Annotated in this window: 5 protein-coding genes; all 5 read right to left on the reverse strand. The window is 75.1% G+C overall.

From position 1 onward, the window contains the following. Positions 1–72 precede the first annotated feature (72 nt). The 5 genes from PYR91_RS08205 to PYR91_RS08225 are packed head-to-tail and all read right to left on the reverse strand — an operon-like array spanning position 73 to position 15889. Complete coding sequence (locus PYR91_RS08205) at positions 73–1347, reverse strand: MFS transporter (protein WP_279778662.1); 1275 nt, start codon at positions 1345–1347, stop codon at positions 73–75. Further along, entirely contained in the window at positions 1328–5230 is a 3903-nt protein-coding gene (locus PYR91_RS08210; protein WP_279778664.1) for an amino acid adenylation domain-containing protein, read from the reverse strand. Before PYR91_RS08210 ends, PYR91_RS08205 begins: the two co-directional genes overlap by 20 nt. Then, complete coding sequence (locus tag PYR91_RS08215; RefSeq protein ID WP_279778665.1) at positions 5227–12360, reverse strand: non-ribosomal peptide synthetase; 7134 nt, start codon at positions 12358–12360, stop codon at positions 5227–5229. The genes PYR91_RS08210 and PYR91_RS08215 overlap by 4 nt, the downstream gene beginning before the upstream one ends. After that, positions 12357–15686, reverse strand: a complete 3330-nt coding sequence (locus PYR91_RS08220; protein WP_279778666.1) for an amino acid adenylation domain-containing protein — start codon at positions 15684–15686, stop codon at positions 12357–12359. The genes PYR91_RS08215 and PYR91_RS08220 overlap by 4 nt, the downstream gene beginning before the upstream one ends. Before the next feature lie 11 nt (positions 15687–15697). Further along, on the reverse strand, positions 15698–15889 hold the full coding sequence (locus tag PYR91_RS08225) for an MbtH family NRPS accessory protein (protein ID WP_279778667.1): 192 nt from the start codon (positions 15887–15889) through the stop codon (positions 15698–15700). Between the last annotated feature and the right edge of the window lies 1 nt (position 15890).

A 15890-nucleotide genomic window follows, 5' to 3' on the forward strand; every position in this document is an offset into this window, starting at 1 on the left:
ACCATTTCGAGGGCAGGGCTGCTTAACGATCGCCGGCGCCGCCCGAGAGAACGGGCGGCGCCGGGGAGGGGGTTAGGCGGAGAGGGTTTCTGGCATTTTCTTTAGTTTGGGGATGGGGGAGAAGGCCAGGACGGCTATGGGGACGAGGGCGCCGATCAGGGCGGCGGCGAAGACGACCGGGCGCATGCCTATGGCCTGGCCCACCAGGCCCGCGACCAGGGCGCCCAGGGGGGCGGGGATGAGGCCCATGGCCCAGATGGTGGCGATGACGCGGCCGACCATCTCGCGGGGGGTGGCCGTCTGGAGCACGGTGATGTTGTTGACCACGAAGATCTGCGTGGTCAGACCGACGATGAGCTGCGAGACCCCGAGCATGGTCAGCGCGAGCCACAGCGGCCCGCCGGCCAGCGGCACCAGCAGCAGCGAGCTGTTGCCGATGACCGTGGCCCACAGCATCGTCGGGCCCGGCCCGGCGGACTTCATGAGGCGGACCGCCAGCCAGGCGCCCGCGATCGCGCCGACGCCGCCCACGGCCAGCACGCCGCCGACCCAGGCGGCGGGCACGCCCGCGTCCTCCACGACGTACGGGAAGTAGAGCGTCTGCAGGATGCCGATGTCGAAGAACGAGTACACGGCGCTCGCGATCGCGAGCGGACGGATCATCGGCTGACCCATCACCCAGCGCAGGCCGTGCCAGATGGCCTGCAGCATCGAGGGGCCGCCCGGCTCCGGCTGCGGCTTGTCCTCAGGCTTGCGGATGAACAGCAGGCAGATCGCCGAGGTGAGGTACGTCACCACGTCGATGATGATGACCAGCGGCGCGGACCGCGCGGCCACCAGCACGCCCGCGAGGCTCGGCCCCACGGCCTTGGCGACCGAGTCGCTGAGCTGCAGCTTGCTGTTGCCCTCGCCGAGGAGCTCGCCCGGCACCAGGCTCGGCAGGTAGGAGCGGTAGGCGATCTCGAACAGCACGCCGAACAGGCCCATCGTGAACACCACGACGTAGAGCCACCACAGCGTCAGCATGTCCATGAAGAAGAACAGCGGGACCGTGAGCAGGATGGCGGCCCGGGCGAAGTCGCTGACGACCAGCACCGGCCGGTGACGCATGCGGTCGACCCAGACGCCGACGACCAGGAACAGCACCAGGGGCAGCCGGGCGAGCGCCCCGAGGAAGCCCATCTCGGCGACCGAGGCGTTCAGCAGCAGGTACGCCACGATGGGCATCGCCAGGACGGTGACCTGCGTGCCGACCTGAGAAAGGCTCTGGCCGGCCCAGAGCTTGAGGAAGTCCGGGTGCTTCCACAGCGTGGCCGGCTCCGCCCGCTCAGTCGTGGGTGAGGCCATGATCCATGCAACTCCTCAGTTCGGCGGCCGCGTCGGCGACCAGGGGTTCGTACATGACGGTGAAGCGCTCGCCGAGGATGGGCGAGATGCGCAGCCGGCCGGTGACGACGGCGCGCCACCCCATGTCGTCCGGGTCCGCGCCCTCCCGGGCGGGCGAGAACAGCAGCACGTCGCCGTCGTAGGACTCGTGCCGGTAGTAACCGACGGCGTGCGCGTTGGCGCGGAAGACGTTCACGAAGCGCCGCGCCTGCTCCAGGTCGGCGGCGTCGGGCTGCAGCCGGTCGGCCTTGGCGGCGGCCTCGATGACGGCGAGCAGCCGCTCGTCGGGCTCCATGCGCCGCAGGCTCTCCAGGTCGGCCTCCACCGAGCCGCCGGCCAGCGCGTGCATCAGCAGGACGGCGTCGTCCTGGAGCGACCCGCGGATCACCGGCTCGTCGGCGTCGGAGTAGAAGAGCACGACCAGCGGGACCTCGTGCCCCATCTCGCGCAGCCGCCGCGCCGTCTCCAGGGCGATGTTGCCGCCGATGCAGTAGCCGCCGAGGACGTACGGGCCCTCGGGGCGCACCTTGAGCAGGTGGCCGACGTAGTCGTCGACCATCTCCTCCATGCTGGTGTGCGGCTCCTCGCCCGGCGCCAGGCCGCTGGCCTGGATGGCGTGGACCGGCTGGTCGGGGCCGAGGTGGCGGGTCAGCGGCAGGTAGCGGAACACCTGCCCGCCCAGGGCGTGCGACAGGAAGACCGGCGGACGGTCGCCGCCCGGCCGCAGCGGCACGATGCGCTGCCCGCCCTCGCTGTCCTGCGGGCGGCGCAACGCGACGGCGAGCAGCGCCACGGTCGGCGCGGTGAGCACCAGCGAGACGGGGATCTCCCGGCCCAGCTCCTTGCGCAGCTTCATGGCCAGCCGCAGCGCCAGCAGCGAGTGGCCGCCGAGCGCGAAGAAGTCGTCGTGCACGCCGATGGCGCTCAGCCCCAGCGTCTCCTCCCACAGGGTCGCCAGGCGCGCCTCGAACGGGTCGCGCGGCGGCAGGTAGGGAGCGCGGCCGGTGATGCCGGGGTCGGGCAGCGCGGCCCGGTCGAGCTTGCCGTTGGCGGTGACCGGTAGGGCGTCGAGCGGCACCCAGGCCGACGGCACCATGTGGTCGGGCAGGACGGGGCGCAGCCGCGCGGCGAGGTCGACGTCGGCGCCGGGCTCGGTGGGCACCACGTACGCGGCGAGGGTGCCGCCGCGCAGCGCCACCACGGCGGTCCTGACCTCGGGCAGCGCGGCCAGCCGGGCCTCGATCTCGCCCAGCTCGACCCGCTGCCCGCGGATCTTCACCTGGAAGTCGGTGCGGCCGAGGTACTCGATCTCGCCGTCCGGCAGCCACCGGGCCACGTCGCCGGAGCGATACAGCCGCGCCCCCGGCGGGCCGTAAGGGTCGGGGACGAACCGTTCGGCCGTCAGCGCGGGGCGGTTCACGTAGCCCCGGGCGAGCTGGACGCCGCCGATGCACAACTCCCCGGGCGTCCCGACGGGCACCCGCTCGCCGCGCGTGTCGAGCACCTCCAGCCGGGTGTTGGCGACGGGCCGCCCGATGGGGACGACGCTCTCGCCGGCCGCGCAGGCGTGCCACGAGACGTCCACGGCCGCCTCGGTGGGGCCGTACAGGTTGTGCAGGCCCACGCCGGGCAGCCGCTCGTGGAAGCGCCAGGCCAGCTCGGCGGGCAGCGCCTCACCCGAGCAGATCACCCGCCGCATGCGCCCGGGAAGGGTGGGCTCCTCCAGGAAGAGCTCCAGCATGGACGGCACGAAGTGCAGGGTCGTGACGCCCTCCGTCTCGATGAGCGAGGCCAGGTAGGCGCTGTCCCGGTGCCCGTCCGGCCGGGCGACCGCGAGCCCGGCCCCGGTCATGAGCGGCCAGAACAGCTCCCACACCGACACGTCGAACCCGATGGGCGTCTTCTGGACGACGCGGTCGGCGGAGGTCAGCCCGAACGTCTCCTGCATCCACAGCAGGCGGTTCACGATCGCGCGGTGGGAGACGCCCACGCCCTTCGGCCTGCCGGTGGAGCCGGAGGTGAAGATCACGTACGCCAGGGCGTCGGGCGGGACGGACGGCGGTGCGTGGCCCGCCGGGGCCTCGGCGGGCGGCGCGTCCACGCGCAGCGCGACGCCGCCGGGCACCGCGCCCTCGGTCTCCCCGACCACCAGCACCGTGCGGGCCCGCGCCTCTTCGATCATGTACGACAGCCGCTCGGCGGGCAGGCCGGGCTCCAGCGGCAGGTAGGCCGCGCCCGCGCCGAGCACGCCCAGCAGCGCGGGCAGCAGCTCCGGGCCGCGCGGCAGGTGCACGCCCACGACGTCGCCGGGACGGGTGCCGGCGCCCACCAGCAGGGACGTCACCGCCGCCGCCCGTGCCGCCAGCTCGCGGTAGGTCAGCCAGAGGCCGTCGTAGCCGACGGCCGGCGCCGACGGCGTGCGCGCGGCCTGCGCGGCGATCAGCTCGTGCAGCGTCCCGGCGGCGTACGGCCGCCGCGTCGCGTTCCAGCGCTCGATCGTGTCGCCGTCCGCGGCGAGGTAGGGCGCCGACGGACGGGGGTCGCCGTCGGGCCCGGCGGCCAGGGCGCGCAGCGCGGTCAGGTAGTGGTCGCGGATCCGCTCCATCTGCGCGGCGGTGAACTGGGCGCGGTCGTAGGTGAGGGTCAGGTCGAAGCCGCCGTGGTCCCTGCTCCGGCCGAAGCTGACGGTGAGCGGCAGGTCGGTCTGCTCGAAGAACTCCTGGTCGAGGAGCTCGATCCCCGCCTCCGCGGGCATGCCGCGGTAGACGTGGAAGTCGCGGAAGTCGAACAGCACGTCCAGCAGGGGCGAGCGTCCGCTGGCGCGCTGGATCTCGAACAGCGGGTACTGCCGGTGCGGCAGCAGCGCGACCTCCGCGTCGAAGACGCGCCGCACCAGCGCGCCCCACGTGGGCGCGCCGGCGTCCACCCCCAGCGGAACGGTGTTGAGGAACAGCCCGAGCACCTCCTCGCCGGCCTCGCTCTCCGGGCGGCCGTGCGTGACCAGGCCGGTCATCACCTCCGGCCGTCCGGTCAGCAGGGCGAGCACCCGCGCGTGGACGGCGAGCAGCACGGTGCGCAACGGCACCTGGAGCGTCCGCGCCACCGCCCGCAGGTCGTCCAGCACGCCGGCGGGCACCGGTGCGGCCAGGACGTCGACGGCGCGCGTCTCCCCGGCCGGGGCGCCCGGCAGGCGCGGGATCCGGGTGTCGGGGGCGTCGGCGACCCGGGCGTTCCAGAAGTCCTTCGCCTCCGGGGAGGCGACCAGGGCGCGCTCGCGGGCCACCAGGTCGCGGAACGCCGCGCCGGGCGGCCGCACCGGGAGCGGGGCGCCGGCCAGGTGCGCCGCGTACCGGCGGAACAGCTCGGTGGTGAACGCGGCCACGCTCCAGCCGTCGAGGATCGCGTGGTGGAAGCTGAGGCTGAACGCGAACAGGCCGCCGGGGAGAAGGTGCACGTGGACGCGGGCCAGCGGCGGGCGGGCCCAGTCGAACGGGCGCAGCTTCTCCCGCTCCGACCACTCCCGCAGCCGGGCGGGCGCGTCGGCCTCGCCCGTGAGGTCGGTGACCTCCAGGGGCAGCTCGGCGGACCGGTGCACGAGCTGGATGGGCTCGCTGAACCCGGCGAGGTCGAAGGAGGTGCGCAGGACGGGATGGCCGGCGGTCACCTCCGCGAGCGCCGCCGCGAAGGCCGCGCGGTCGAACCGGCCGCGCAGGGTGATGGTCGTCAGATCGTGGTAGGTGGGCGCGCCGGGCTCGTACTCGCTGTGGAACAGCATGCCGGCCTGGAGCGCCGCCAGCGGATAGGCGTCCTCGAGACCTCGTGCGGGACCGGCCGTGACCGTCATCGCATCTCACCTCCGAGCAGTCGGGCCATGTCATCGGGGTTGAGCAGGCCGAAGGCCGCCGCGCTCGGCTGCTCCGGCTCGGTGTCGTCCCGCGCGGAACGCAGGTGCGCGGCCAGCTCGCGCACGGTCTGGTGCAGGAAGACCTGCTCCAGCCGGACGCCGTAGCCCTCCTTGCGGAGCCTCGCCACCACCTTGAGGCTGCGGATGGAGTCGCCGCCGACGGCGAAGAAGTTGTCGTGCGCGGAGACGCGGTCGAGGGCCAGCACCGCGCGCCACGCCTCGGCGACGGCCGCCTCGGCCGGGCCGCGCGGGTCGTCGTGGGGAGCCCGCTCGTCGGGGCCCGGCACCGGCAGGGCGCGCCGGTCGAGCTTGCCGCTGCCGGTGACGGGCAGCTCGTCCAGCACCACCCAGCTCGCGGGGATCATGTGGTCGGGCAGCCGCGCCGCGAGCGCGTCGCGCCACTCCCGGACGGAAGCCGTGCCGGTCGCGTGCTCCGGGGCCGTGGCGGCCGGCTCCCGGACGGAAGTCGTGCCGGCCGGGCGGTCGGGGACGGACACCGGTCCCGCCTCGGCGGGGGGCGTGGTGGCCGGATGCTCGGGGACGGACGCCGGGCTCGCCTGGGCGGGGGCCGTGCCGGTCGGGCGGTCGGGGACGACGTAGCCGGCGAGGCGGAGGCCGGCGCCGTCTCGCACGGCGTGGACGGCGGCGGCCCGCACACCGGGCAGGGACGCCAGCGCCGCCTCGATCTCGCCCAGCTCGACCCGCATGCCGCGGATCTTCACCTGGAAGTCGGTGCGGCCGAGGTACTCGATCTCGCCGTCCGGCCGCCACCGCGCGAGGTCGCCGGTGGCGTACAGGCGCGCCCCCGGCGGGCCGTGCGGGTCGGGCACGAAACGCTCGGCGGTCAGGGCCGGCCGGTTCACGTAGCCCCGGGCGAGCTGCACGCCGCCGATCCACAGCTCGCCGGGCACGCCGACGGGCACCCGGTTCAGCCGGGCGTCCAGGATCTCCAGCCGGGTGTTGGCGATCGGCCGGCCGATCGGCACCGTGCCCTCCCCCGGGGCGCAGGCGTGCCACGACACGTCCACGGCGGCCTCGGTCGGGCCGTACAGGTTGTGCAGCCCGGCGGCGGGGGCGGCCAGGGTGAGGCGTCCGGCCAGCTCGGCGGGCAGGGCCTCGCCGGAGCAGACCACGGTGCGCACGCCGCTCAGCCGCCGTTCGAGGCCGGGCTCGTCGAGGAAGGCGTCCAGCAGGGACGGCACGAAGTGCAGCGTGGTGACCGCCTCGGCCTCGATGACGTCCGCGAGGTAGGCGGGGTCGGCGTGCCCGCCCGGGCGTGCCACCACCATGCCCGCGCCGGTGATCAGTGGCCAGAACAGCTCCCACACCGACACGTCGAAGGTGAACGGCGTCTTGTGCAGCACCCGGTCGTCCGGCCCGAGGGCGAACGTCTCCTGCATCCAGCGCAGCCGGTTGACGATCGCCCGATGTGACACGCCCGCGCCCTTGGGCCGCCCGGTCGAGCCCGAGGTGAAGATCACGTACGCCAGCGCGTCCTGCGGCACGTCCACGTCCGGCAGGACCGCCACGTCGGCGGGCGCGTCCTCGGCAGAAGCGGCGTCGGCGGGCGCGGCGTCAGCGGGCACAACCTCGGTGGGCGCGACGTCGGGGGTGTCCAGCAGGATGGGGGTGACTTCGGCGGGGAGGGACGCGGCCGTCGTGGCGGTGGTGAGGACGAGGCGGGCGCCGGCCTCGGCGGTCATGAACGCGAGGCGTTCGGCCGGGTGGCCGGGCTCCAGGGGGAGGTAGGCGGCGCCGGCGGCCAGGACGGCGTGCACGGCGACGACCAGGTCGGCTCCGCGCTCCAGGCACACCCCGACCACCTGGTCCGGGCCGGCGCCGTGCCGCCGCAGCGTGCCGGCCAGCCGGTTCACCCGGTCGGTGAACTGCCCGTACGTCAGCCAGGCCCGGCCCCGCCCGTCCGGCCGCTCGTACCCGAGCGCCGGGGCGTCCGGCGTCGCCGCCGCCTGCCAGGCCACCAGGCCGTGCAGGGTCGCCGCGTCGCCGTCCGGGTCCTCGTACACGCGGGCGGTGGCGTTGGCCGTCTCGATGGTCGCCAGCTCACCGGCGGTGAGCAGCGGGAGGGCGGAGATCGGGGTGTCCGGCTCGGCGACGGCGGCGGCGAGGAAGGCGCGGTAGTGCTCGGCGAGGCGCTCCACGCGCTCGTGGCCGAACAGGTCGGTCGCGTAGTGCAGCAGCCCGACCAGGCGGTCCCCGGCCTCCTCGACCACCAGGTGCAGGTCCACCTGCGCGACGCCGGGGTCGAGGTCGAGGGTCCGCAGCGTCAGGCCCGCCGCCTCGGGCGGCGAGGGCGGGACGTTCTGGTAGGCGAACATCACCTGGAACAGCGGGTTGCGCGACAGGCTGCGCTTCTCGGCCAGCTCCTCGACCAGGACCTCGAACGGCAGATCGGCGTGGTCGTGCGCCTCCAGCACCCGCTCCCTGGTGCGGTGCAGCAGCTCGGCGAAGCCGGGATCGCCGGACAGGTCGCCGCGCAGCACCAGCGTGTTGAGGAAGAGCCCGGCGACCTCCTCGACGGCGGGGTGGTCGCGCCCGGAGACCGGCGTGCCGACGGGGATGTCGGTCCTGCCGGTGTAGCGGGACAGCAGAGCCTGGAGCGCGGCCAGCATCACCATGAACGGCGTGGCGCCGCGCGACTGGGCGAACGCCCGCACGGCGGCGACCGTTCCGGCGTCGACGGTGAACGTCAGCCGCCGCCCCTCGAAGGTGGGCCGTCCCGGCCGGTGGCGGTCGGCGGGCAGGTCGAGCGTGTCGGGCAGGTCGGCGAGCGCCCGCTTCCAGTAGTCGAGAGCGCCGCCGCTCGGGCGTCCGCGCTGCCAGACGGCGAAGTCCCGGAACCCGGCGGTCAGCTCGGGCAGCTCGGGGCGGTCGCCGGAGACGCGTGCCCGGTACAGCTCCATCAGGTCGCGGAGCAGGATCGACAGCGACCACCTGTCGGTGATCACGTGGTGCAGGGTGAGCAGCAGGTGGTGCTCCTCCGGGGCCACCCGGAGCAGCGTCGCCCTGATCAGCGGCCCCTCGGCCAGGTCGAACCGGTGCCGCGCCTCGGCACGGCCGATCTCGGCGGCGGCTTCGGAAGCCGTAGAAAGGTCCCCTGCCGGAAGGGCGGGCCCGGCGCGGCCCGCCTCGTCCGCGGCCTCAAGGCTCACCTCCCGCGTGACGAGGGCGGGGCGGTGGCGCCCCTCCGCCAGCAGCGGTTCGCCGTCCTCGTCGGTGATCACCATGCGCAGGGCCTCGTGCCGGTCCACCAGGGCGTCGAACGCGCCGGCCAGCGCCTCGGCGTCCAGCGGGCCGAGCAGGCGCTCGGCCCAGGCGACGTTGTAGGCGGGGTTGCCGGGGTCGAGCCGGTCCATGAACCACAGGCGGACCTGGGCGGGCGAGGGCGGCACCGGGTCGTCGCCCGCCGGCGGGATCGTCCCGGCGACCGCCTGGGCCGACCTGCCGGCGAGCAGCGGGGCCAGGCCCGCGATGGTCGGCGTCTCGAAGCAGCGGCGCAGCGGGACGGCCACGCCGAACGCCTCGCGCAGGCGCGTCACGAGGCGCAGCGCGAGCAGCGAGTGGCCGCCCATGGCGAAGAAGTCGTGCTCGACGCCGATGTCGTCGCGTTCGAGCAGCTCGGCGAACATGGCGTGCAGCGCCCGCTCCTCGTCGGTGCGCGGTGCGACGCGCGCCCGCGCCCCGGCCTCCTCGGCCGCCGGTGCGGGCAGCGCGGCCCGGTCGAGCTTGCCGCTGGGCAGGGTGGGGAAGCGCTCCAGCGCCACGAAGGCGGCGGGCACCATGGCCTCGGGCAGCCGCGCACGCAGATAGGCACGCAGCTCGGCCGCGGGATCCCCCGCCGCGTCGTCGCCACCGGCCGCACGAGCCCCGAGGGCCGCGGGGGCGCCCGCGACCTGGTCAACGTCGGCCGCATCAGGCTCGCCGGCCACTTCGCGACGGGGGACGAGGCCGGTGGCGCCCGTCCAGTCGACGTAGGCGACCAGGCCACGGCCGCCCGGGGCGTCGTCGCGGACGGTCACGACGGCGCGCCCGACCCGGGGGTGCCCGGTCAGGACCGCCGCGACCTCGTCCAGCTCGATGCGCACGCCGCGGATCTTCACCTGGTGGTCGATGCGGCCCAGGTACTCCAGCGTGCCGTCGGCGCTCCAGCGCACCAGGTCGCCCGTGCGGTACAGCCGTCCGCCCGGCGGGCCGAACGGGTCGGGCACGAACCGCTCGGCGGTGAGCCCGGGGCGGCCGTGGTAGCCGCGCGCCACGCCCACCCCCCCGATCAGCAGCTCCCCGGCCACCCCGGAGGGGACCGGGCGCAGCGCGGCGTCCACGACGTACACCCGCGTGTTCGCCACCGGGATGCCGATACCGGCCGAGCCTGGCTCGACGCGCCGCCTTGTGGACCAGACGGTCGTCTCCGTGGGCCCGTACAGGTCCCACAGCTCGCCGGTCGTCTTGAGCAGGCGGGCCGCCAGGGGCTGCGGCAGGGCCTCGCCGGTGCTGATGATCCTCGGAACGCCGCCCGCGAGCGCGGGCAGCAGGGCTTCCAGCACCGACGGCGTGGTCTGGACGGTGTGCAGCCGTCCCCCCTGAACGAGGTCGCGCACGCGGCCGGTGTCGGAGGTGGACGCGACCACCACCGTGCCGCCGGTGACCAGCGGCCCGAACAGCTCGACCATGGCGATGTCGAAGGACAGCGACGTCAGGAACAGGAACCGGTCCCCCGGCGCCAGGCCGGGGCTGCGCCGCACGTCCCACAGGAGGCTGACCGCGCCCCGGTGCGGCACCACCACCCCCTTGGGCCGTCCGGTCGAGCCGGAGGTGTAGATGAGGTAGGCCGCCTGGTCCAGCGGGACGACCGGCAGCTCGTCCGGCCCGTCATGGTCCGGCCCCAGGTCGGCCTCCGGCGCGTCCAGGAGGAGGAGCGGGGGGCGGGGATCGGGGAGGCGGTCGGCCAGGGCGGCGACGGTCAGGACGAGGGTGGCGCCGGAGTCGAGGACGACGTGGCCGAGGCGGTCGGCGGGGTAGTCGGGGTCCAGCGGCAGGTAGGCGCCGCCGGCCTTGAGGACGGCGAGCAGCGCCGTCGCCAGCTCGGGCTCGCGCGGCAGGCAGACGCCCACCCGGGTCTCGGGGCCCACCCCGAGCCGGACCAGCCGCCGGGCCAGCCGGTCGGCGCGCGACTCCAGCTCCGCGTAGGTGAGCGAGCCCCGGGCCCCCTCGACGGCGACCGCCAGGGGCGTGCGCGCGGCCTGCTCGGCGACCAGCTCGTGCAGCGGGCGGTCCGGGTAGGCGGCGACGGTGGCGTTCGGGCCGTGGAGCGTCCAGTGCAGCTCGTCCTCGTCCATGAGCGGCAGCGCCGACAGCGGCGTCTCCGGGTCGGCGGCGGCGGACGCGAGCAGGGTGCGCAGGTGACCGGCGAGCCGCTCCATGCGCGGGCGGTCGAACAGGTCGGTCGCGTAGTCGAGCACGCACAGCAGCCCGCCGTCGGCGCGCTCCTCGACGATGAAGTCGAGGTCGAACATGGCCGTCCCCGGCGGGACGTCGAGGCGCTCCAGCGTGAGGCCGTGGCCGCCGCCGGGAAGCGACGGGGTGTTCTGGAAGGCCAGCATCACCTGGAACAGCGGGTTGCGCGACAGGTCGCGCCCGCTGACGAGCTGCTCGACCAGCGTCTCGAACGGCAGGCCGGCGTGCTCGAAGGCCGACAGGACGCGTTCGCGGGTCCGCCGGAGCAGGCCGGCGAAGCCCGGGTCGCCGGTGAGGTCGCCGCGCAGCACGACCGTGTTGAGGAACAGGCCCGCCGTCCTGTCCAGCGAGGGGTGCGGGCGTGACGACATCGGGGTGCCGAGCGGGATGTCGGTCTGACCGGTGTACCTGGCCAGCAGCGCCTGCAGGCCCGCGGTCAGCACCATGAACAGGGTGGCGCGCTCGCGCTGGGCCATCCGCCGCAGCTCGCCGGTCAGGGCCGCGTCCAGGCGGAACAGCAGCCGTTCGCCCGCGTTGGCCCGGACGGGCGGGCGCGGCCGGTCCGCGGGCAGGTCGAGCACCTCCGGCAGGCCGTCGAGCGCCCCCCGCCAGTACTCCAGGCTCTCGGCCCCCACCGGCCGCCCCCGCTGCCATGCGACGTAGTCGGCGTACGCCACGGGCGGCGCCCCGACGGCCTCGCCGTCCGAAGAACCCGTGGTCTCGTCGTCGAGAGAACCCGCGGTCTGGCCGTCCGCAGAACCCACGGCCTGGCCGTCCGGAGAACGTGTGGTCTCCCCGGCCCGCGATCGCGGGCCCGAGGGCTTTCGCGCCTCGTACAGGTTCAGCAGGTCCTCGAAGAGGATCGCCACCGACCACCGGTCGGCCACGATGTGGTGCAGCGTCAGCGTCAGCAGGTGGGCTTCGGGGGCCAGCCGGATGAGACGGGCGCGGACGAGCGGCCCGGCGGTGAGGTCGAACCGGAACCGCGCCTCCTCGGAGGCGAGCGCCATCGCCGCCTCGGTCGCCTCCGGCGTGGGCCCGCGCCCGGACATGCTAGCTATGTCGGATCTGCCGGGCGGGGCTGACCAGTCGGACGGGCCAGAGAGCGCGGAGGGGTCCGAACGGTCGGACGGGCCGGAAAGCCCGGAAGGGCCGGATGGGTCGGACAGGTCGGTGAGCAGGAGGGTGGGGCGGGTCGGGCCCGGTTCCTGGTGGGGCTCGCCGGCGTGGACGGTGACCACGGCGCGCAGGACGGGGTGCCGGTCGACCAGGGCGTCGAAGGCGGCGGCGAGCGCCTGCCCGTCCAGCTCGCCGTCGACGCGGTACGCCCACGACAGCGTGTACGCGGGGTTGCCGGGGTCGAGCTGGTCGACGAACCACAGCCGCCGCTGGGCGTCCGACAGCGGCACGGGGGCGTCCGGATCGTCCCGGCGCGGGATCGGCGGCTGCCCGGCGGGGCCGGAGCCCGATCGCCGGGCGGAACCGGCGCCCGGCGATCGCCCGGCGGTCCGGGCGCCTGCCATGCGGGACTCCAGTGCCGCGCGCTGCTCCGGGGTGAGCCGGGCGAGCCTCTCGCGCAACCCGTCGACGTCGGTCACCGCTCCTCCTCCGCCAGCAGGTCGAGCAGGTCCGCGTCCGTCAGGCTCGCCTCGAGCACGGCGAGGGCCTGCTCCTCGACCGTGCTGGCGTCGAAGCAGCGCCGCAGGGACAGCTCCACGCCGAACTCGTCGGCGATCCGCCCGATCAGGCGCACCACCAGCAGCGAGTGCCCGCCGAGCGCGAAGAAGTCGTCGGTCACGCCGACACGCTCGCGCCCGAGCAGCTCGCCCCAGACGGCGGCGAGGGTCTGCTCCATCGGCGTGCGTGGAGGCACGAAGGACGGCGCAGGCCCGGCGGCCGGAGGCGGCAGCGCGGCGCGGTCGAGCTTGCCGCTGGGCAGCATGGGGAAGCCGTCCACCAGCACGAACGCCACCGGGATCATCGCGTCGGTGACCCGGGGCCGCAGGTGCTCCCGCAACCGCGCCACCGCCTCGGCGTGCCCGGTGTCCGCCGCGTGCCCGGTGTCCGCCGCGTGCCCGGTGTCCGCCGCGTGCCCGGTGTCCGCCGCATGCCCGGCGGGGCCGGGGTCGGGGGTGGGTTCGCCGCTCGCCCAGTCGACGTAGGCGACCAGGCCTCGGCCGCCCGGGGCGTCGTCGCGGACGACGACGACGGCGCGGCGGACGCGGGGGTGTTCGGCGAGCACGGCCGCGACCTCGTCCGGCTCGATCCGCACGCCGCGCACCTTGACCTGGTGGTCCAGGCGGCCGAGGAACTCCAGCACCCCGGCGGCGCTCCAGCGCACCAGGTCGCCCGTGCGGTACAGGCGTCCGCCCGGGGCGCCGAACGGGTCGGGCACGAACCGCTCGGCGGTCAGCCCCGCGCGGCCGTGGTAGCCGCGCGCCACGCCGGCGCCGCCGATGAGCAGCTCCCCCGGCACCCCGGCGGGGACCGGGCGCAGCGCGGCGTCCACCACGTACACCTGCGTGTTGGCGACCGGGGTGCCGATGCCCGCCGAGCCGGGCTCGACGCGGTGACGGGTGGACCAGACGGTCGTCTCCGTGGGCCCGTAGTAGTTCCACAGGCTCGGGGTGACGTCGAGCAGCCTGCCCGCGAGGTCGGGCGGCAGCGCCTCGCCGCCGACGATGATCCGGGGCAGCCCGTGCGGCAGCTCGCCGAGCAGCATCTCGGCGACCGACGGGGTGAGCTGGACCAGGTCGGCCCGCTCGGCGGCCCTGCGCACCTCCTTGGGCGTCTTGACCGCCTCGTCCGGCGCGACGATCAGCGTGCGGCCGGACAGCAGCGGAGTGAAGATCTCCAGCGCCGCGATGTCGAAGGAGAGCGAGGTGAGCAGTAGCACGTCGCCGTCGCCCTGCTCACGCAGCACGTCGGTGACCAGGTTGACCACGCCCCGGTGCGGCACCTCCACGCCCTTGGGGCGGCCGGTCGACCCGGAGGTGTAGATCAGGTAGGCCAGCCGGTCGGGGCCGACCTCCGGCAAGGGTGACGGCGCCGGCTCCGGGGACTGCGGCCCCGCCGGCCCGTCCGGGAGCGCTTCGCGCGCGATCGCGCGGCCGTCGGGCTCCGTCTCGCCCGCGTGCCCGTCCGGGAAGGGCCCGGCCGTGGGTGCGAGGCCGTCGAGCAGCAGTTGGGGCGGGCCTTGCGCCGGGAGGCGGTCGCGGAGGGCGGGGTGGGTGAGGACGAGGCGGGCGCCGGAGTCCTCCAGGATGTACCTCAGCCGTTCCGGCGGGTAGGCGGGGTCCAGGGGCAGGTAGTGGGCGCCCGCGCGCAGGACCGCCAGCAGGGCGACGATGAGGGCGGGGTCGCGCGGCAGGCACACCGCGACGCACGACTCGTCGGTGACGCCGCACGCGCGAAGCTCGCGGGCGAGGGCCGCCGACCGCTCGTCCAGCTCGGCATAGGTCAGCTCGGCGTAGGTCAGCTCGGCGCCCTCGGGGGTGCACACCGCCGTGGCGCCGGGGACGCGGCGCGCCTGCTCGGCGAACAGCTCGTGCAGCGGCAGCTCCGGGTAGGGGGCCGCCGTGGAGTTGGCCTCGGCCAGCAGCCGGCGGCGCTGCCCCTCGGTCATCACGGGCAGCTCCGACAGGCGGGCCTCCGGGTCGGCCACGGCCGCCTCCAGCAGGACGCGGTAGGCCGTGACCAGCCGGGCGACGGTCTCCTCCTCGAACAGCTCGGTGCTGTACTCCACCCAGACGCCGATCCCGTCGCCGGTCCTGACCACGTCCATGCTCAGGTCGAGCTGGGCGGTGCCGTTGGAGAACAGGGGGCGCCCGCCCATGGGCAGCAGGTTGAACTGCACCTGGTACAGGGGCGGCCTGTTCGCCTCGCGGTGCGGATGCAGGGCCTCGACCAGCCGGTCGAACGGCACCTCCGCGTGGTCCAGGGCGTCCACGACGGTGGTCCGCACCCGCTCCAGCGCCTCGGCGAAGGACGGGTCCCCGTCGAACCGGGTGCGCAGCACCAGCGTGTTCACGAACATGCCGATCAGCGGCCCGACCTCCGGCAGGTCGCGCCCGGCGACGGGCGAGCCCACGACCACGTCGTCCCGGCCGGCGAAGCGCGCGAGGACGGCCTTGAGGCCGGCGAGCAGCGCCATGAACAGCGTCGCGCCCCGCCCCCGCGCCAGCGCCTCCAGGTCGGCGGCGAGGCCGGCGGGCAGGTCGGCGTGGTAGTCCGCGCCGGCGTAGGTGCGTCGGGCGGGGCGCGGGCGGTCGGCGGGCAGCTCCACGTCCGCCGGGATCCCGTCGAGCTTCTCCCGCCAGTAGCCGAGCTGGCCGTCGAGCACGCCCCCGCCGAGGTGCTCCCGCTGCCAGACCGCGTAGTCGGCGTACTGGACGGGAAGCTCGGGCAGGCGCGGCGGCCTGCCCTGTCCGAGCGCCTCGTAGTGCTCCGTCAACTCGTCCGAGAGGTTGATCCCCGACCGGGCGTCGAAGACCGCGTGGTGCACGACGAACACCAGGCGCCAGTCCTCGGCGGCCACCCGCGCCAGGTGCGCGCGCCACAACGGCGCGGCGCCCAGCTCGAACGGCCGCGCCGCCTCCCGGGCGGCCAGCTCGTCGAACGCCTTCTCCCGGCCGGGGCCGTCCCGGCCGTCGTCCGCGGTCAGGTCGGTGACGGCCATCGTGACGGGCAGCTCCACCGCGACGAGCTGCACCAGGGCGCCGTCCTCGACCACCAGGGCGGTGCGCAGCGCCTCGTGCCGCTCGACCACCCCGGCCAGGGCCTTCCGCAGCCGGTCGGGGTCGATCTCTCCGGGCAGGTCGATCCGCACGTTGAGGTTCTGGACGGGGATGTCGGGTTCCAGCCTGCTCAGGAACCACAGGCGCTCCTGGGCGAACGAGGCCGGGAACACGTAGCTGCGCGTCACTGATGCCCTTCCTAACCGCCCATGGCTTCGCGCAGGCTGCGCGGCCGCATGTCTGTCCACACCTGGTCGATGTGGTCGAGGCACTGCTGCTTCTCGCCCGAGAAGCCCGTCTCCCGCCATCCGCCGGGGACCGGCCGGTCGGCGAACCAGATCGAGTACTGCTCCTCGTGGTTCACCACGACCTTGTACGAGCCGTCCTGCATG

The sequence above is a fragment of the Sphaerisporangium sp. TRM90804 genome (assembly GCF_029846175.1).
Lineage (GTDB): Bacteria > Actinomycetota > Actinomycetes > Streptosporangiales > Streptosporangiaceae > Sphaerisporangium.